The following is a 16,409-nucleotide window of genomic DNA, read 5'->3' as shown; positions in this document are numbered from 1 at the left end:
TCAGGAGGCGGTGGCCGCCTCGCCCTCCCACTGGACGGGCAGCGGTGCTGCCTGCCCGGGAAGGACGACCTCGACAATCTCGTTCAGCGCCCGGGCCGCGTACTTCTCCCCCACCCACAGGTGCTTGGCGCCGTCGACCGGGGTCACCACCGCCTGCGGGATGGCTGCGAAGCGTTCCTGCGCGGCCGGCGGGCGGAGGTAATCGTCAAGCTCGGGGACCAGCACCGTCAGGGGCAGCCCCGAGGCGGCCCAGGTGTCCAGGTCGGCGTCGTCCGCGCGGTGGAGCGGCGGGGAAATCAGGACCGCGCCCTCGATATGCTCGGCCACCGGGTCCGAGGCGCCGTACTTCAGGCACAGCTCGGTGCCAAAGGACCAGCCCACGAGCCAGATGTTCTTCAGGCCCTGGTCGACCGCCCACCGGACCGCCGCCTCGACATCCAGGCGTTCCGCGCCGCCGCCGTCGAAGGTTCCCTCGCTGCACCCCCGCGGCGAGCAGGTGCCGCGCGTGTTGAACCGCAGGACGGCGATCCCGGCGAGGGCCGGCAGCCGGAAGGAAGCCTTACGGAACAGGTGGGAGTCCATGAACCCGCCGTGGGTCGGCAGCGGGTGAAGCGTGATCAGGGTCGCCTTCGGCTCCCCGTCCAGGGGTGCGGCGAACTCGCCGACGAGCGTCAGGCCGTCGGCGGTCTTCAGTTCGATGTTCCGCCGGTCGGCGGGCAGCACCGTCGATGCGCGGATGTCGATCGGTCCGGTGCTTGGGGTGAAGTCGTAGTCCTGGGGATCACTGGCCATCTCCCCATTCTAGGTGCCCACCGGGGCCCGAGTGCGCCGGCGGCGCGCCCTCAGTACCGGTAGCTGCGGGTGTTCCAGCAGTGCACATGCCAGTGCCTGCGGTCGGCCAGGGCCGACTCCGCCCCGAGCAGCGAATCCTCCCGCCACACCACCAGATGGGCAAGCCCCGGCGGAATCACCCGGTGGCACCCGGGGCAGGTGTACTCCTTGGCCGCGTTGCGCTCCGTGATCCGGCGCACCGACCATTCGCCGTCGGGGGCGCTCACGCGCAGCGGAAATCCGGCCCGTGCGCGCTCCAGGTCCAGCTCAGCCGGAGCCGGCGCACCGCCGCGGGAGGACCCCTTGGCGCGGCGGGGGCGGTTCGAGCGGGGCATGGTCCAAGTCTGCCTGACCGGGGGGCGGTCCGTGGAATCGGGATGAATCCCAAATGGAGCACGCATTCACGAAACAGGCCCCCCGGTACGAACCCGCACCGGCGGAGGCCTGTTTCGCTGTTTACCTGCTAGCAGCGGCTGGCCCGCTGCTCTGCGGTGGCGGGGTTGTTGTAACAGGTGTCACCGGTCCCGCGGGTACTCATCGTCACGATCGGCTCCCCGGGCGCCCTGGTTTCGGACACCGTCGGAGCCATGTTCTCCCGGGTTACGGTGACCTTGGGATCGGCCGGAGTCGTTACTTGCCGCACGTCATTGGTGGTCCCGCCTTCCGTGACGGTTACCTCAGGGTCGGTGGGTGCGCAGACCGTGTTCACCTCGTCCGGCCCAGCGAGCGTATCAACGCTGACCACCGGCGTGCCGGCCTCTTCGAAGGTCGTCACCAGCGGGGCAAGGGACCTCTCGTTGACGACTATCCGCGGGTTGGCGGCAACAGGAAATACCACGAGCACCAGCGGGGCCGTGGTGTTAAGCGCATACCGGTACGTGCTCACCGTGGTCGTCGTGGTCCTCGTCTGCGGAATGGACACCGTGCGCGTCTGCGTCGTCGGCTGCGTCGTGGTCCTGGTGAACGAGGTGGGCTGCGTGGTCGTCAGACAGGATTCCCGCTGCTGTGTTGAGGTGGACACCTCGGTCACCGGCGTGGTCGTCGTGGTGACGGTCTCCCGCGGCTGGGTCGTCGTGGTGACGCGCTCCTGCGGGGTCGTGACGGTGGTGATGACGGTCGTCGGCGTCGTGGTGGTGGTTACGACGGTCCGCTCGCACCGCTCGACGGGCTTGGCTGCCTTGTCATTGTTGACGCGTTGGCAATTCCGTGTGCCGGGTGCGTCGGCGCTGGTCGGTGTCCCGCGCTCGGTGCGGGTGGTCGTCACCGGCGTGCCGGCGACGACCACCGGGACCGCCGTGGACTCCCCGGCGTCGATCTCTTCGGAGCTGACCGAGGGAGTACCGCGGCGCTCGGACTCCACCACGACAGGATCTCCGACATCACGCGTCTGGGTCTCGGTCGTCGATTCGCCTGACGGTACGGGAGGCGAATCGACGACTGTTGGAGAGCCGGAAGGCACCGCATCGCTGTACGTCGTCTCGGGTGCGCCGGCCACGATGACCGATGGAGTCGTCGTGGTGACGACGCACCGGTCACCGCTCTGTGTAGCCGCTTCTGTATAGACACCGCCGGCCTGGGTGCACGTGTGCGCCCGGGTGTGCGTGGCGTGTGCTGCCGGCGCGAGGGATCCGACCGTACCGCCGACGAGCAGCCCGACGGCGGCGAGACTTGTGATGTACCTGCGTGATTTCATGGGGATTTCCTGCCTCGCAACGCTGCGGGTAGTCGAATCTGCGTGTGGGAGTGGCCATGCGGGGATGGGTCTGGGGGAGGCAACTTGGGGACTCATTAGGGATTGCTTCCGGGAGGCATGTCTGGGGTGGCCCAGTATTGTTGCCTGAGTTAAGTGTGGGTGCGTGCTTCAGGGCTGGGCAACACTCGTCTTTCGCAAAGCCGGCCACGTAGTGGCTGCTCCGGCAGACCCCGAACTGCCCCGCCGTAGGAATCCTGACGACCCCGCAGGAGTCCGGACCCGACCCAGGAGACCCCTAGAATGGACAGGTCCGACCGTCGGTGGATCGACCACCCTGACCGCGGCCGGGCATCCACCCGCAGTAGATCCGAAGGTTGATTGTGCGTTTAGTGATAGCCCGCTGCTCCGTCGACTACGTCGGACGGCTCCGCGCCCACCTGCCCCTCGCGACGCGGCTCCTTGTGGTGAAGGCCGACGGGTCGGTCCTCGTGCATTCCGACGGCGGCTCCTACAAGCCGCTGAACTGGATGAGCCCGCCCGCCACGCTGCGCGTCAGCGCTCCCGACGAGGCCGACGCCGCCGAGGGCATCACCGAGGTGTGGACCGTCCAGCACGCCAAGAGCGATGACCGGCTCGTGATCAATATCCGCGAGCAGCTCCACGAGTCCTCACACGACCTCGGCGTCGACCCGGGACTGGTGAAGGACGGGGTCGAGGCGGACCTGCAGCGCCTGCTCGCCGAGCAGATCACGCTGCTCGGCGAAGGCTTTACACTGATCCGGCGCGAGTACATGACCGCCATCGGGCCGGTGGACATCCTGGCGCGCGATGGTTCGGGGGCCACCGTGGCCATCGAGCTGAAGCGGCGCGGCGACATCGACGGCGTGGAACAGCTCACCCGCTACCTCGAACTGCTCAACCGCGACCCCCTGATGTCGCCGGTGCGCGGGATCTTCGCGGCACAGCAGATCAAACCCCAGGCCCGCACCCTGGCCGCGGACCGGGGCATCGACTGCCTCACGCTCGACTACGATGCCATGCGCGGCGTGGACGATAAGGAATCCCGCCTTTTCTGAACCCCGGCACGGGCCGGTTCCGGCGCATAGAATCGGACCATGGCCAACCTGCAGGGCACGTCCAACCACCTTTCCGGGCGGATGGTGACCGATTCGGGCATCATCGAGGACGCGGTGCTCAGCTGGGAGGGTTCGCGCATCACCTACGCCGGGCCGGCCCGGCCGGCGGACGGGCCGGGCACCCCGCCGCTGCCCGAGGGAGCGCTGATCCTCCCCGGGCTGGTCGACCTCCACTGCCACGGCGGGGGAGGCGCCGACTTCACCTCCGGCAGCGCCGAGGACATCCGCACGGCCGTCACCTTCCAGCACCACAGCGGGACGACGACGCTGCTCGCCAGCACGGGCGCCGCACCGGGCGAGGACCTCCTGCGGGCGTTTCCACTCCTGTCCGCCGCCGCCGACGAGGGCCTGATCGCGGGGATTCACGCTGAGGGCCCGTTCCTGTCCCCCGCGCGCGCCGGCATGCACGACCCGGCGCATCTTTCCGAACCGGATGAGGGCCTGCTGACGGAGCTGGCGGCCGCGGCGGGGGGTCACCTGATCTCCATGACGTACGCCCCGGAACTCGAGGGCACCGACACGCTCGTCTACGACCTGGTCACGCACGGGATCATTCCCGCCATCGGGCATACCGACTGCACCGCCGAACAGGCCTCCGCCGCCCTGGACCTGATCAATGAGGAGCTCGCCTCGACGGGGTTTGACGGGTACAGCGGCAGGCCGATGGCAACGCACCTGTTCAATGCGATGCCCGCCATCCACCACCGCTCCCCCGGACCGGTGCCGCTGCTGCTCGAGCGGGCGCGCGCCGGGGAGATCGCCGTCGAACTGATCGCCGATAATGTGCACCTCCACGCCGACACCGCGCGGATGGCCTTCACGCTCGCCGGACCGGCCAATATCTGCCTGGTCAGTGATTCGACGGCGGCCGCTGGGCGCGGCGAGGGGGTGTTTTGGCTGGGCCGCAGCGAGATTACGGTGCGCGACGGCGTGGCCCGCAGGGGCCCGTCGGAGGCACCGGCCGGGGGCACCCGGACGCTGCTGGAGGTGGTGCGCTGCGCAGTGGAGGCCGGAGTTGCGCTCCACGACGCCGTGGTGTCGGCGTCGGCGGTGCCTGCCGGCGTGCTCGGGCTGGCCGATGAGCTGGGCAGCCTTCGACCAGGGCTGCGCGCCGACGCGGTGATCGTGTCCCCCGGGCTCGGCCTGCTGGGGGTCCTGAGGGCCGGGGTCTGGCTGAAACTGCCCTGACGGCCGGGTACACCTAGCGCCAGGTGCCGATGCCGATCACCGGGCCGGCCTCAAGCCAGGAGGACAGGCCCGCGTAGACCGGATACTTCATGGCCAGCTGCAGCTCGGAGCCCTCGTAGGCCAGGGTGACCACAATGCAGCCTGGCAGTACGCGGCCGACCTCGGCCTCGGTGGGCTGGCGCCACCCCTTGAGCTCAAGCGAGCTGCGCAGGTAGCGGTGGGGCGGCACGGGGCTGAGCGACATCAGCCGCAGCCATTCGAGATGGGTGTCCGTATAACGACAAACCCCCATCCGCCACCCCTTGTCGGGGAGGCGGATGGAGGCGTCGAAGGTACCGAGCGTCCGGCCCAGCTGGTAGCGGCGCAGCAGGAAGGCGCCGACCAGCAGAACCAGCACGCCGAAGACGGCCGCAATGAGAATCAACAGCAGACTCAGACCGTCCATGGCGGTGGGGTCAGCGGTTTCCCGCTGAAACCGAATCGCCGATCGTGGCGTTGTCGGCAACGATCACCACACGGTTGCTGTCGACGGAAAAGAATCCGCTGTCGACGGCCACCACGATGCGCTCACCGCTCACCGGCTGGATGGCGAGTTCGCCTTCCCCGAGCAGGGCAAGCACCGGCGAGTGTCCGGGAAGGATCCCGATCTCGCCCTCGCTGGTGCGCGCCTTGACCATGGTCGCCGGGCCTGACCACACAAAGTGGTCGGCCGCGACGATTTCGACTTCGAGCTCTGCAGAGGCCATGAGCTTTACTTTCCGGTCCGCTCTTGGATCTTCGCCCACTGGCGCTCGACGTCGTCGAGCCCGCCGATGTTGAAGAACGCCTGCTCGGCGATGTGGTCGAGGTCACCGTTGCAGATGGCGCTGAAGCCTTCGATGGTGTCCTTGATGCTCACGGTCGAGCCTTCAACGCCGGTGAACTGCTTGGCGGTGTAGGTGTTCTGCGAGAGGAACTGCTGGATGCGGCGCGCACGGGAGACGACGATCTTGTCCTCTTCGGACAGCTCGTCGACACCCAGGATCGCGATGATGTCCTGGAGTTCCTTGTTCTTCTGCAGGATCTGCTTGACCCGGACCGCGGTGTTGTAGTGGTCGTGGCCGATGTACTGCGGATCCAGGATGCGCGAGGTCGACGCGAGCGGGTCGATGGCCGGGTACAGGCCGCGCGAGGCGATCTCGCGGGAGAGCTCGGTCGTCGCGTCGAGGTGCGCGAAGGTGGTTGCCGGCGCCGGGTCGGTGTAATCGTCGGCGGGGACGTAGATCGCCTGCATCGACGTGATCGAGTGGCCCTTCGTCGAGGTGATGCGCTCCTGCAGGAGGCCCATCTCGTCGGCGAGGTTCGGCTGGTAGCCCACGGCGGAAGGCATGCGGCCCAGCAGGGTCGAGACCTCGGAACCGGCCTGGGTGAAGCGGAAGATGTTGTCGATGAACAACAGCACGTCCTGCTTCTGGACGTCGCGGAAGTACTCGGCCATGGTCAGGGCCGACAGCGCGACGCGCAGGCGCGTTCCCGGCGGCTCGTCCATCTGGCCGAATACGAGCGCGGTGTCCTTGAGGACGCCCGCCTCTTCCATTTCCACCCAGAGGTCGTTGCCCTCGCGGGTACGCTCACCCACACCGGCGAACACGGAGGTGCCGCCGAAGTTCCGGGCGACGCGGGTGATCATTTCCTGGATGAGGACGGTCTTGCCGACGCCGGCGCCGCCGAACAGGCCGATCTTTCCACCCTTGATGTAGGGGGTCAGCAGGTCGATGCTCTTGATGCCCGTCTCGAGCATCTCGGTCGAGCCCTCGAGGGAGGCGAATGAAGGAGCCTTGCGGTGGATGGGCCAGCGCTCGGTGATCTCCAGTGCGGATTCCTCGACGTCGAGGGGCTTGCCCAGCACGTTGAAGATGTGGCCCTTGACGCCGTCGCCGACGGGCACGGAAATCGCCGAACCGGTGTCCTGCACCACGGTGCCGCGGACGAGGCCGTCGGTCGCCTGGAGCGAGATCGCCCGGACCAGGTTGTCGCCGAGGTGCTGCGAGGTCTCGAAGGTGATCATGTGCGTCTCACCGTTGAGGGTGATCTCGCAGGTCAGCGCGTTGTAGATTGCGGGGATCGCGTCAGCCGGAAACTCGACGTCGACAACCGGGCCAATGACACGTGCAATACGGCCGGTAGCTCCGGGGGCAACTGAGTCCGTACCGTGTTCAACAGTCTGGGCAGTCATCTCTCTCACTTCATTTACGTAGATGGCGTGGAACTAAGTTTATCTTGTGGATCAGGAGGCGCTGAGCGCGTCGGCGCCGGCAACAATCTCCGAAAGCTCCTGCGTGATCTCCGCCTGGCGGGCGGTGTTCCTCAGGCGCGTGTACTTCTTGATCAGTTCGGTGGCGTTGTCCCCCGCCGACTTCATCGCACGCTGACGGGCGGCGAGTTCGCTGGCGGCCGCCTGCAGCAGAGCCGCGAAGATCCGGGACTCGATGTAGCGCGGCAGGAGTGCGTCGAGGACGCGCTCCGGCTCCGGCTCGTACTCGTACAGCGGCAGCAGATCGGAGGCGTTCGAGGTTTCCTCTTCAACGACCTCGAGCGGAAGCAGCCGGATGACTGTTGGCTCCTGCGTCACCATTGAACGGAAGCGCATGTACACGACGTGGATCTCGTCGACGCCGCCGTCTTCGTAGCCGGTGATGAACTCCTTGACGAGCGCGCTGCCGATCTCACGGGCGGTGGCGAACTCCGGCGCATCGGTGCCGCCGGTCCAGGCCTTCTCGTAGGAACGGTTGCGGAAGTCGAAGTACGCCTGCGCCTTGCGTCCAACGAGGAACGCCTTCACTTCCTTGCCCTCGCTGCGGAGCATTTCCAGCAGCGATTCGGCCTGCTTGAGCACGCTGGCGGAGTATGAACCGGCGAGGCCGCGGTCCGAGGTCATGACCAGCACCGCGGCGCGGCGCACCTCGGTGTGCTCGGTGGTCAGCGGGTGGTCGATCTCCGACTGCGACGCCACTGCGGAAACGGCACGGGTGATCGCATTGGCGTAGGGCAGCGACGCCGCGACGCGGGTGCGCGCCTTGCCGATGCGAGAAGTCGCGATCAGTTCCATCGCCTTGAAGATCTTCCGCATCGAGGTCGTTGAGGAGATCTTCTGGCGGTAGACCCGAATCTGGGCTCCCATACTTGTCCTTTCCTTCGCTCCCCGTCCGGGGAGCGACTAAGGCTCCAGGCGCCGGCCGCCGTCCCGCTTTCCTGCGGGACGGCGGCCGGTGGCCCTTAGCGCTTCTGCTTGACGATCTTTTCCTGGTCCACTGCGTCCTCGGAAAGGGCGTCGTGCTTCTCGTTGGCCGTGAGGCTTTCGGGACCCTGGCCGAAGAAGCCCTGCTTGAAGGCCTCGACCTGGCTCTCAAGCTCCTGGACCGTCGAGTCCTCGAGCTTGTTCGTCTGGGCGAGAGTCGTCAGGACCGACGAGCGGTTCCGCAGGTGGTCGAGGAATTCGCTTTCGAACTTCCGGACGTCGCTGACGGGAACCTCGTCGAGGTGGCCGTTGGTGCCGGCCCAGATCGAGACGACCTGCTCCTCGACGGGCATCGGGGAGTACTGGCCCTGCTTCAGCAGCTCGGTCAGGCGCGAGCCGCGGGTCAGCTGCTGGCGCGAGGCCGCATCGAGGTCCGAGGCGAACATCGCGAAGGCCTGCATGTCGCGGTACTGCGCCAGGTCGAGCTTCAACGTGCCCGAGACCTTCTTCATGGACTTGACCTGGGCCGCACCACCGACGCGGGACACCGACACACCGACGTCGACCGCGGGACGCTGGTTGGCGTTGAAGAGGTCGGACTGGAGGAAGATCTGTCCGTCGGTGATGGAGATGACGTTGGTCGGGATGTACGCCGAGACGTCGTTGGCCTTCGTCTCGATGAGCGGCAGACCCGTCATCGAGCCGGCACCGAGCTCGTCGGAGAGCTTGGCGCAACGCTCCAGCAGGCGGGAGTGCAGGTAGAACACGTCGCCCGGGTAGGCTTCACGTCCCGGCGGGCGGCGCAGCAGCAGCGACACGGCACGGTAGGCCTCGGCCTGCTTGGACAGGTCGTCAAACACGATCAGGACGTGCTTGCCGCCGTACATCCAGTGCTGGCCGATGGCCGAGCCTGCGTAGGGGGCAAGGTACTTGAAGCCTGCGGGATCCGAGGCCGGGGAGGCCACGATCGTCGTGTACTCCAGGGCACCCTTGTCTTCGAGGGTCTGGCGCACGGCGGCGATGGTCGAGGCCTTCTGGCCGATGGCGACGTAGATGCAGCGGACCTGCTTGTTCACGTCTCCGGAGGCCCAGTTGTCGCGCTGGTTGATGATCGTGTCGATCGCGATCGCGGACTTGCCGGTCTGGCGGTCGCCGATGATCAGCTGGCGCTGGCCGCGGCCGATCGGGATCATCGCGTCGATGGCCTTCAGGCCGGTCTGCATCGGCTCGTGGACCGACTTGCGCATGGTGACGCCGGGGGCCTGGAGCTCGAGGGCGCGGCGGCCCTCGGCAGCGATTTCGCCCAGCTCGTCGAGCGGCTGGCCGAGGGGGTCGACGACGCGGCCGAGGAAGGCGTCACCGACGGGAACCGAAAGGATCTCCCCGGTGCGGTGGACTTCCTGGCCCTCTTCGATGCCGCCGTAGTCGCCGAGGACGACCACGCCGATCTCGCGGGTATCAAGGTTCTGGGCCAGGCCCAGCGTGCCGTCCTCGAAACGCAGCAGCTCGTTCGCCATGACCGAAGGCAGACCCTCAACCTTGGCAATGCCGTCGCTTGCGGTGGTGACGCGGCCAACTTCGACGCGCTCCGCATTTCCGGGTTCGTAGGACGCCGCAAATTCGTTCAACGCATTACGGACATCTTCGGCGTTGATGGTCAATTCGGCCATCTGCAGTCCCTGCTCTCCTGTGTTGCGATCACCGCCGACGGCGGTGACCTGTGTGTAATTCAATGTTGGATGTTGCTTGGCGCGAAAAGGCGCCTATCCCGCCAGCCTGCGGCGGAGCTCGGACAGCCTCGTGACCACCGTGGAATCGACCATTTCGTCGCCCACGCTGACCCGCACACCGCCGATCAGGGAAGGATCAACGTTGATGTTGACCTGCAGTTCGCGCCCGTAAAGGCGGTTGAGGCCCGCAGCAAGCCTGGACTGCTGCTCCGCCGTCAGCGGACGGGTGACGCTGACAGTGGCAATCCAGCGCTGCTGCCGGGCGGCAACCAGTTCAACGAAGCGCTTGATGAGCGCCGCCGGCTTGAGTCCGCGCGGTGCGGTCACCGCCTGGCGGATGAGGAGTTTGGCCGCATCACCGGCCTCGGGGACGAGACGCAGCGCAAGGGCCGCCTTCGCCTCCGGGCCCGCCTGGCGGTCGGACAGCGCACGCTGAAGATCGTGGTTCGAATCGACGACGGCGATGAAGGAGAACAGGTCGCTTTCCAGCTTTTCCAGCCCCTGAGGGCCGCTCCCCTGGGATTCCGCCACCGAGATGGCCACCGTCGCAGCGAGGGTCTCCAGGGCATCGCCGATATCGCGGGCGTTGGCCCACCGTTCGGCGACGAGCTCCTTGACCACTGCAACGGCGTCAGCCGAGACCCTGCCCGCCACGAGCTGGTCCACCAGCATGGCTTTGTCCCCGCCCGTGCGGGAAGGGTCGGTCAGCGCACGGCGCAGGCCCGCATTGCTGTCGAGGATGGAGAGGACTCCGAAAAGCTCCTCGGCCAATGACAGCGGGGCGCCGGGGAGCCGTGTTTCGAGCTCCCGGCGGACCGTGGCGAGGGACTGGCTTGATACACCGGCCATTATTTCGCTGCACCTGCGCTCTGGTTGTCCAGATCGGCGAGGAAGCGGTCAACGACGCGCGCGGAGCGTGCGTCATCGGCCAGGGACTCCCCGACGATGCGGCTTGCCAGTTCGGTGGCCAGCGTGCCGACCTCGGCCCGCAGGGACACCACGGCGGCCTGGCGTTCGGCCTCGATCTGGACGTGGGCCTGCTCGGTGATGCGTGCCGACTCGGCGGCCGCCTTCTCCTTGAGCGAGGCGAGGATCTGTGCACCTTCGGCGCGGGCTTCCTCGCGGATGCGGTTGGCCTCCGCGCGGGCGTCGACAAGCTGCTGCTTGTACTCCTCGCGTGCCGCATTGGCTTCGGCCTGGGCGGCTTCCGCCTTGGCGATACCGCCCTCGATGGCCTCCGTGCGTTCTGCGAACGTCTTCTCGAACGCCGGCATGACGAACTTGATGACGATGAACATCAGGACCGCGAAGCCCGCTAGCGTGACAAGGATTTCCCACCCGTTCGGGACGAGCGGGTTTGCGCCCTCTTCCGCTGCCATAATGGCTGCATTAAACATGTTTCACCCGTCTTTCTTCAACTGGTCTTCGGATTTCCAGCCTGGAGTTCTTAGGCGCCGATGACGAAGGCGAAGACCAGACCGAGGATCGCGAGGGCTTCGGTCAGAGCCAGGCCCAGGAAGGCGATCGGCTGAAGAACGCGCTGTGCCTCGGGCTGACGTGCTACGCCGTTGATGTAGGCGGCGAATACGAGACCCACGCCGATACCACCGCCGATTGCGGAGAGACCGTATCCAACGAGGTTGAGGCTACCCTGTACTTCCATTGTGTTCCTTTCAAGATGCCGCCTTGGTGCGGCAGGTTGTTTGGGATCATCCCCGACGGGGAAGAATTTGTGATCAGTGGGCGTCGGCGTGAAGCGCGCCCTCGATGTAGATCGCGGCCAGCAGGGTGAAAACGTACGCCTGGAGGACCATGATCAAAGCTTCGAGCATATACATCGCCACCGCGCCGCCCAGGACGAGCACACCGGTTCCCTGCAGCAGGATGCTGCCCGAGAGCGCCATGTACTCGATCGCGGAGCCCGCAAGGGTGATGATCAGGTGGCCGGCGAGCATCGTCGCGAAGAGCCGGAGCGAGTGCGTGACGGGCCGGACGAGGAAGTTGGAGATGATCTCGATCGGGATCAGCAGCGGCATGATGTACCACGGCACGCCCGAGGGCACGACGGCCAGCTTGAAGTAGCGCAGGCCGTGCTTCTTGACGCCGATGGCGATCCACAGGATGTAGAAGATCGCGGCGATGGCATAGGCGCTGCCCGGGTGGGAGAAGGTCGGGATCTGCAGCAACGGAATCGCACCGAAGATGTTGTTGACCAGGACGAAGAAGAATGCGGCGAACAGCCACGGAACGTACTTCAGGTAGTCCCGGCCGCCGATGATGTCCTTGCCGATGGAGTTGCGGACGAACCCGTAGGCGGACTCCCCGAGGAACTGCAGCTTGCCCGGAACCATCTGGCGGCGGCGCGAAGCGGCCATGAAGAAGGAGGCGATCAGGATGACGGAGAAGATGACAAGGAGCATCTGCTTGCCGAAGCCACCTTCAAACCAGACGCCGTATTCACCGCCCCAGGGGAGGATGTCCGGATAGTGGGTGTCTTCAATCGTGGGGGCAACGAAACCCTCATCGGTTGTTTCGGCCGGGAGCGCAAGCGCGATCAACGCGTTTCCTCTCTGCAGTGTCCATCGTTGGGCATGATTCCACCGGTGACAGCGACACTGCTCCGGCTGATTAAGTTTTTAGGCATCACTTCGGGCTGTTCTCTGGAGGCTCGGGGCGGCCCTGCGGCGCGCTGCCGGAATCAGAGAGTTGCGATCGGGTGAGGTTGTGCATGTGGGAGAGGTAGAAACCGCCCCCGGCACCCAAGAGAGCCCCTGCGAGCACTATCCAACGTGTTCCCAGAAGATTATCCAGCCCCCACCCTATCAAACTCCAGACCAGGATCCCGCCAGCGATGTAGCTGAACACGGCGATTCCAGCGTTGTAACCGCCCTCGCCGTACCGACCCCGATCGTCCTGCCCTCGGCCCGCTGCGGGCCCTGGTTCACCGCTCACTGCCGGCCTCCGAATCGTCGTTGTAGAGCTGGTGGCGCGCCTTCGAGAAGACGAAGACCTCGACAACCTGCCAGAGTACGACGGTGCCGACGGCGGCGCTGAAGAACCAGGTGCTCTCGAGCCACGGCGGGGTGCCCAGCAGGAACAGGACCGCCGCGAACCCCACGACCTTGATCGCGTAGGTCACGGCGAAGAGCCCGAGGGCCCCTGAGGGGTTGGTCCTGCCCGCGAAGTGGCCGATGAGGAGGCTGATACCGAAGAACAGGGCGACGACGGCGTAGCCGAAGGCGGCGCTGAGCGCTCCCCCGCCTCCGGCCATCAGGCCGGCCGCGGCGGACAGCAGGAGTGCGGCGGCGCCGGTGGCGAGCAGGCACTTCTTCAGGATGTCCAGCCACGGCGAGGCCGTGGGGCCGGAAACACCGGGCGGTGCCGGGCTCCCGTTGACACCCGGGGCGTCCGATGTACTCAATGCATTCCGTCCGTGGAGGGGAGTGGTGGGTCTGCGGGCTCCGTTGGACCGCGGCCGGGGCAGCGGCCGGCGCTCCCGCAGGCCATTCTATTCTACAGCAGATAGAATTCGGCCGGTGCGGGCGCGGCCCGGCCGGGAACCTAGGCGGTACGGCGCACCCGGCGGCGGGCCGCACGGGCGGCGAAGATCCTCGGCGAGTTCACGTAGAGGGCGACGACGACTGCGGCGAACAGGGAGCCAGCGACGGCCACCGGCGCCTGGGCGTTGGCGACGGCGAACCCAGCGGCACCGGTCAGCGCCGAACTGAGCGTGACCAGCAGTGCCACCTGGACGTGGCCCAGGCCCGTGTCGGTCAGGCGCTGGTACACGTGGGAGCGGTGGGAAGCGTAGAGGCGCTCCCCGCGGCGGGCACGGCGCAGGAATGTGGTGAAAGTATCGGCGAGGTAGATGAGCACCGGGGAGAGCAGGTACTCGAGGTACACCCCGGCGAGCAGCCCGGTGACGGCCGTCGCCGCGATCGAGGCACCCAGCAGGTAGCTTCCCACGTCGCCGAGGAAGACGAAGCCGCGGCCGAGGTTCCACGGCAGAAAGGCGAGGAACGCCATCGCGATGACGACGCCGGTCACGGTGAGCCACTGCTGGCCGCTCAGGACTCCCCCGATGGCGTAGAAGACGCCGACGACGGCCCCGTGCATACCGGAGATGCCGTTGATGCCGTCCATGAAGTTGGCCGCGTTGATGTAGGCCGCCACGGCCACGGCACCGACGGGCACCCACCAGTAGCTCTGGCCGATGGCGGCGGCCAGGGCCGCCGTCCCGAGCGCGCCGATGAGCAGCTGAAGGCCGGCGCGGGTGAGGATTGAGACCCCGCGCAGGTCCTCGATCCAGCCCAGCACGGCGGCCGCGCCCAGCATGGCCAGGATGATCAGGAGCAGCGACCGGTCGACCGCGACGAGCCCGGTGAGCAGGGCGAGCACCAGGCCGACGGTGATTCCGCCGGCGACGGCGATGCCCATTCCGCGGATAACCACCGTGGTGTGCGAGGAGCGGTCGTTGGGGACATCGAGGACCCCCAGCCGCCCGAGGAAGGGCTTCACAACGAAGGGAAGCACGGCGCTGACGGCGAAGGCCGCGCCGGCGACGAGAACGAGCAGGACGCTCACGAGAGGGCCCTGCCCTGGGGGGTCTTCGGGAAGCCTGCCTGCGCCACCGCGGTGAAGGAGCCGCGGTTCTTCCATTCCTGCAGGTCGAGCCGTGCCGGGTCCAGCGGGGCGACCGGAGTGTGGGAGATCTTCGGGTGCAGCGGGCGCGAGTCGTTCTCGTCGACGCCAACGAGGTCCTCGTGCAGCTTCTCCCCCGGCCGCAGGCCGGTAAAGACGATCGGGACCTCCTTGCCGGACATGGCGATCATGCGCTGTGCGACGTCGAGGATCTTCACCGGCTCCCCCATGTCGAGGATCAGCACCTCCCCGCCGCGGCCGATGGCTCCGGCCTGCACCACGAGCTGGCAGGCCTCGGGGATCGTCATGAAGAACCGCGTGACCTCCGGGTCGGTCACCGTGACGGGCCCGCCGCTGCGGATCTGCTCGGTGAACAGGGGAAGCATTGAGCCCCGGCTGCCGATCACATTGCCGAAGCGCACCGAGACGTATTTCTGTCCGGTGCTCGCCGCGTGCCACGCGGTGACCTTCTCGGCCACCCGCTTCGAGTGGCCAAGAACCGAGGTGGGGTCGGCGGCCTTGTCGGTGGAGATGTTGACGAAGTTCGTGACGCCCGCGGCGGCCGCCGCGCGCAGGACGTTCACCGTGCCCTGCACGTTCGTCTTCCACGCCTCCTCGGGATACTGCTCCAGCAGCGAGACGTGCTTGAGCGCCGCGGCATGGAAGACGACCTCGGGGCGGCGGTCCTCGAAAATATTGAGCAGCGTGTCGGCGTCCCGGATGTCCGCGAGCACTGTGTCCCGTCCGGTGAGCAGTCCCCGTCCGGTCAGGGAGATCTGGGTGGTCTGCAGCCCGGTCTCGTCGCGGTCGAGCATGATCAGTTCGGCGGGGTGGAAGCCGGCCAGCTGGCGGCACAGTTCGGAGCCGATCGAGCCGCCGGCACCGGTGACGAGCACCCGCCGGCCCGTGATGTAGCCCGAGACCTCGTCGGCGTGGATGTCCACCGGGCGGCGCCCGATGAGGTCCTCGACGGCCACCTCGCGGAAGTCCGAAAGCCCGGAGCCGGCGTCGAGCATCTCGCGCAGCGGCGGCAGCACGAGCACCTTGATGTTCAGCCCGGCGACCAGGTCGGACACCCTGCGCACCGTGGCGGCCTCGACGTCGGAGAATGCGATCACCAGCACCGAGGGCCGGGTGCGGGCCACCACTTCGGGGAGGTCCTCGAGCCGGCCGAGCACGGGCACTGTGGCAAGCCGCAGGTGCTTCTTGGCCGGGTCGTCATCGATCAGTCCGACGGGGAAGTACGGCGACTCGGGGTCCTGCATCATGCGCGAGACCAGCGAGTTGCCGAGGAATCCGGCACCGTAGATCAGGGTGCGCTGGGCGTTTTCGCCGGGCCGGGCCTTGCTTTCGACGTACATGCGCTTGAGGTAGCGCGTGGAGGCAAGGAAGATACAGGCGAACGGGAACGCGATGATGCCGATGCTGCGGGGAATTTCGATGACCGTGAAGAAGGCGACGCTGATGAGCACCAGCAGCACCGACACGATCACCGTGACGATCACGAGCAGTTTTGCCTCGTGGAAGCTGCCGAAGCTGTACCGCCCGCGGTACAGGGCGAAGCTGAGGCCGACAAAGAGCTGCGCCACGACCGCGGCGGCGCAGAAGACCACCACACCCTCGGCATTGATGTCGTTGACGATCAGTTCGTACCGCAGGACCAGCGCGAGCAGGATCGCAACAACCCAGGCGGCGGCGTCGAGCAGGTACTGGGACCAGAGCCAGAGCGCGGGCTTGTCCGTCCTCGGCCGTCCGGGCTCGGTGCCCGTGCCCCTGGCTTCACTGGTGCCGTCGGTTCGTCTCATGGTTCCTAACAACGTCGTGCAGAAGGTTCAGCGCCGACGCGCTCCCGCATCGGCAGGCCCGGCCGGCGGCCTGTGGCGGTGTAATAGACTCGTTCTACCCGAGAATACTAGCCGCACAACCTCCGCACGCCCCTCGCCGGGCGCGTGCCGCGGGTCCGGAAGGAACAG

18 protein-coding genes are annotated in these 16,409 nt (G+C 67.1%); 2 read left to right on the top strand and 16 right to left on the bottom strand.

What is annotated here, in order from left to right; genetic code table 11:
• From E2F48_RS00270 to E2F48_RS00260, 3 genes are all read right to left on the bottom strand, one after another.
• A complete protein-coding gene (locus E2F48_RS00270) occupies positions 1-792 on the bottom strand; it encodes an alpha/beta hydrolase (protein ID WP_133402049.1) in 792 nt (263 codons plus the stop codon).
• A 50-nt stretch (positions 793-842) separates the two neighbouring features.
• On the bottom strand, positions 843-1,166 hold the full coding sequence (locus E2F48_RS00265) for a hypothetical protein (protein ID WP_133402048.1): 324 nt from the start codon (positions 1,164-1,166) through the stop codon (positions 843-845).
• A gap of 128 nt (positions 1,167-1,294) precedes the next feature.
• The gene (locus tag E2F48_RS00260) at positions 1,295-2,524 is read right to left on the bottom strand and encodes a hypothetical protein (protein ID WP_133402047.1); all 1,230 of its coding nucleotides are present in this window, start codon (positions 2,522-2,524) and stop codon (positions 1,295-1,297) included.
• Positions 2,525-2,904: 380 nt separating this feature from the next.
• Here E2F48_RS00260 and nucS point away from each other — a divergent pair, with 380 nt between their 5' ends.
• Positions 2,905-3,600 carry an endonuclease NucS gene (gene nucS, locus E2F48_RS00255; RefSeq protein WP_133402046.1) on the top strand — a complete coding sequence of 232 codons (696 nt, stop codon included), beginning with the start codon at positions 2,905-2,907 and terminating at the stop codon, positions 3,598-3,600.
• A gap of 39 nt (positions 3,601-3,639) precedes the next feature.
• On the top strand, positions 3,640-4,848 hold the full coding sequence (locus E2F48_RS00250; protein WP_133402045.1) for an N-acetylglucosamine-6-phosphate deacetylase: 1,209 nt from the start codon (positions 3,640-3,642) through the stop codon (positions 4,846-4,848).
• 13 nt (positions 4,849-4,861) lie between these two features.
• Here E2F48_RS00250 and E2F48_RS00245 read toward each other — a convergent pair whose 3' ends face one another.
• The 13 genes from E2F48_RS00245 to E2F48_RS00185 all read right to left on the bottom strand — a co-directional run bounded on the left by E2F48_RS00245 (position 4,862) and on the right by E2F48_RS00185 (position 16,241).
• Entirely contained in the window at positions 4,862-5,293 is a 432-nt protein-coding gene (locus E2F48_RS00245; RefSeq protein WP_120165207.1) for a DUF2550 domain-containing protein, read from the bottom strand.
• 10 nt (positions 5,294-5,303) lie between these two features.
• Positions 5,304-5,594 (bottom strand): F0F1 ATP synthase subunit epsilon, encoded by a 291-nt coding sequence (locus E2F48_RS00240; RefSeq protein ID WP_120165206.1) that lies wholly within the window; start codon positions 5,592-5,594, stop codon positions 5,304-5,306.
• Between the two features lie 5 nt (positions 5,595-5,599).
• Entirely contained in the window at positions 5,600-7,063 is a 1,464-nt protein-coding gene (atpD, locus tag E2F48_RS00235; RefSeq protein WP_120165205.1) for a F0F1 ATP synthase subunit beta, read from the bottom strand.
• A 51-nt stretch (positions 7,064-7,114) separates the two neighbouring features.
• A complete protein-coding gene (locus E2F48_RS00230; RefSeq protein WP_133402044.1) occupies positions 7,115-8,008 on the bottom strand; it encodes a F0F1 ATP synthase subunit gamma in 894 nt (297 codons plus the stop codon).
• A gap of 95 nt (positions 8,009-8,103) precedes the next feature.
• The gene (gene atpA / locus E2F48_RS00225) at positions 8,104-9,735 is read right to left on the bottom strand and encodes a F0F1 ATP synthase subunit alpha (protein WP_133402652.1); all 1,632 of its coding nucleotides are present in this window, start codon (positions 9,733-9,735) and stop codon (positions 8,104-8,106) included.
• A gap of 93 nt (positions 9,736-9,828) precedes the next feature.
• Positions 9,829-10,644 carry a F0F1 ATP synthase subunit delta gene (locus tag E2F48_RS00220; protein ID WP_133402043.1) on the bottom strand — a complete coding sequence of 272 codons (816 nt, stop codon included), beginning with the start codon at positions 10,642-10,644 and terminating at the stop codon, positions 9,829-9,831.
• Positions 10,644-11,192: a F0F1 ATP synthase subunit B gene (locus E2F48_RS00215; protein WP_133402042.1), complete on the bottom strand. Its 549-nt coding sequence runs from the start codon at positions 11,190-11,192 to the stop codon at positions 10,644-10,646. Before E2F48_RS00215 ends, E2F48_RS00220 begins: the two co-directional genes overlap by 1 nt.
• A gap of 50 nt (positions 11,193-11,242) precedes the next feature.
• Positions 11,243-11,458 (bottom strand): ATP synthase F0 subunit C, encoded by a 216-nt coding sequence (locus E2F48_RS00210; protein WP_019481292.1) that lies wholly within the window; start codon positions 11,456-11,458, stop codon positions 11,243-11,245.
• Between the two features lie 73 nt (positions 11,459-11,531).
• The gene (atpB, locus tag E2F48_RS00205; RefSeq protein WP_120165200.1) at positions 11,532-12,353 is read right to left on the bottom strand and encodes a F0F1 ATP synthase subunit A; all 822 of its coding nucleotides are present in this window, start codon (positions 12,351-12,353) and stop codon (positions 11,532-11,534) included.
• A gap of 85 nt (positions 12,354-12,438) precedes the next feature.
• Positions 12,439-12,747 carry a hypothetical protein gene (locus E2F48_RS17520; RefSeq protein WP_133402041.1) on the bottom strand — a complete coding sequence of 103 codons (309 nt, stop codon included), beginning with the start codon at positions 12,745-12,747 and terminating at the stop codon, positions 12,439-12,441.
• Complete coding sequence (locus E2F48_RS00195; protein WP_133402040.1) at positions 12,737-13,216, bottom strand: Cg1360 family ATP-synthase-associated protein; 480 nt, start codon at positions 13,214-13,216, stop codon at positions 12,737-12,739. The genes E2F48_RS17520 and E2F48_RS00195 overlap by 11 nt, the downstream gene beginning before the upstream one ends.
• Positions 13,217-13,356: 140 nt before the next feature.
• Positions 13,357-14,379, bottom strand: coding sequence for an MraY family glycosyltransferase (locus tag E2F48_RS00190; RefSeq protein WP_246018435.1), 1,023 nt, complete (start codon positions 14,377-14,379; stop codon positions 13,357-13,359).
• Positions 14,376-16,241, bottom strand: coding sequence for a polysaccharide biosynthesis protein (locus tag E2F48_RS00185; RefSeq protein ID WP_133402038.1), 1,866 nt, complete (start codon positions 16,239-16,241; stop codon positions 14,376-14,378). The genes E2F48_RS00190 and E2F48_RS00185 overlap by 4 nt, the downstream gene beginning before the upstream one ends.
• Between the last annotated feature and the right edge of the window lie 168 nt (positions 16,242-16,409).

It is taken from the genome of Arthrobacter crusticola, from assembly GCF_004357995.1.
Lineage (GTDB): Bacteria > Actinomycetota > Actinomycetes > Actinomycetales > Micrococcaceae > Arthrobacter_D > Arthrobacter_D crusticola.
The sequence above is the reverse complement of the archived record's forward strand: the minus strand, read 5'-3'. Positions and strand labels throughout refer to the sequence as shown.

Coding starts and splice junctions, on each gene's coding strand:
- E2F48_RS00210 (WP_019481292.1), bottom strand. CDS start 11,458: ATGGAAGTACAGGGTAGCCTCAACCTCGTTGGATACGGTCTCTCCGCA.
- E2F48_RS00240 (WP_120165206.1), bottom strand. CDS start 5,594: ATGGCCTCTGCAGAGCTCGAAGTCGAAATCGTCGCGGCCGACCACTTT.
- E2F48_RS00250 (WP_133402045.1), top strand. CDS start 3,640: ATGGCCAACCTGCAGGGCACGTCCAACCACCTTTCCGGGCGGATGGTG.
- E2F48_RS00270 (WP_133402049.1), bottom strand. CDS start 792: ATGGCCAGTGATCCCCAGGACTACGACTTCACCCCAAGCACCGGACCG.
- atpD (WP_120165205.1), bottom strand. CDS start 7,063: ATGACTGCCCAGACTGTTGAACACGGTACGGACTCAGTTGCCCCCGGA.
- atpA (WP_133402652.1), bottom strand. CDS start 9,735: ATGGCCGAATTGACCATCAACGCCGAAGATGTCCGTAATGCGTTGAAC.
- E2F48_RS00220 (WP_133402043.1), bottom strand. CDS start 10,644: ATGGCCGGTGTATCAAGCCAGTCCCTCGCCACGGTCCGCCGGGAGCTC.
- E2F48_RS00265 (WP_133402048.1), bottom strand. CDS start 1,166: ATGCCCCGCTCGAACCGCCCCCGCCGCGCCAAGGGGTCCTCCCGCGGC.
- E2F48_RS00230 (WP_133402044.1), bottom strand. CDS start 8,008: ATGGGAGCCCAGATTCGGGTCTACCGCCAGAAGATCTCCTCAACGACC.
- E2F48_RS00260 (WP_133402047.1), bottom strand. CDS start 2,524: ATGAAATCACGCAGGTACATCACAAGTCTCGCCGCCGTCGGGCTGCTC.
- E2F48_RS00185 (WP_133402038.1), bottom strand. CDS start 16,241: ATGAGACGAACCGACGGCACCAGTGAAGCCAGGGGCACGGGCACCGAG.
- E2F48_RS00245 (WP_120165207.1), bottom strand. CDS start 5,293: ATGGACGGTCTGAGTCTGCTGTTGATTCTCATTGCGGCCGTCTTCGGC.
- E2F48_RS00215 (WP_133402042.1), bottom strand. CDS start 11,192: ATGTTTAATGCAGCCATTATGGCAGCGGAAGAGGGCGCAAACCCGCTC.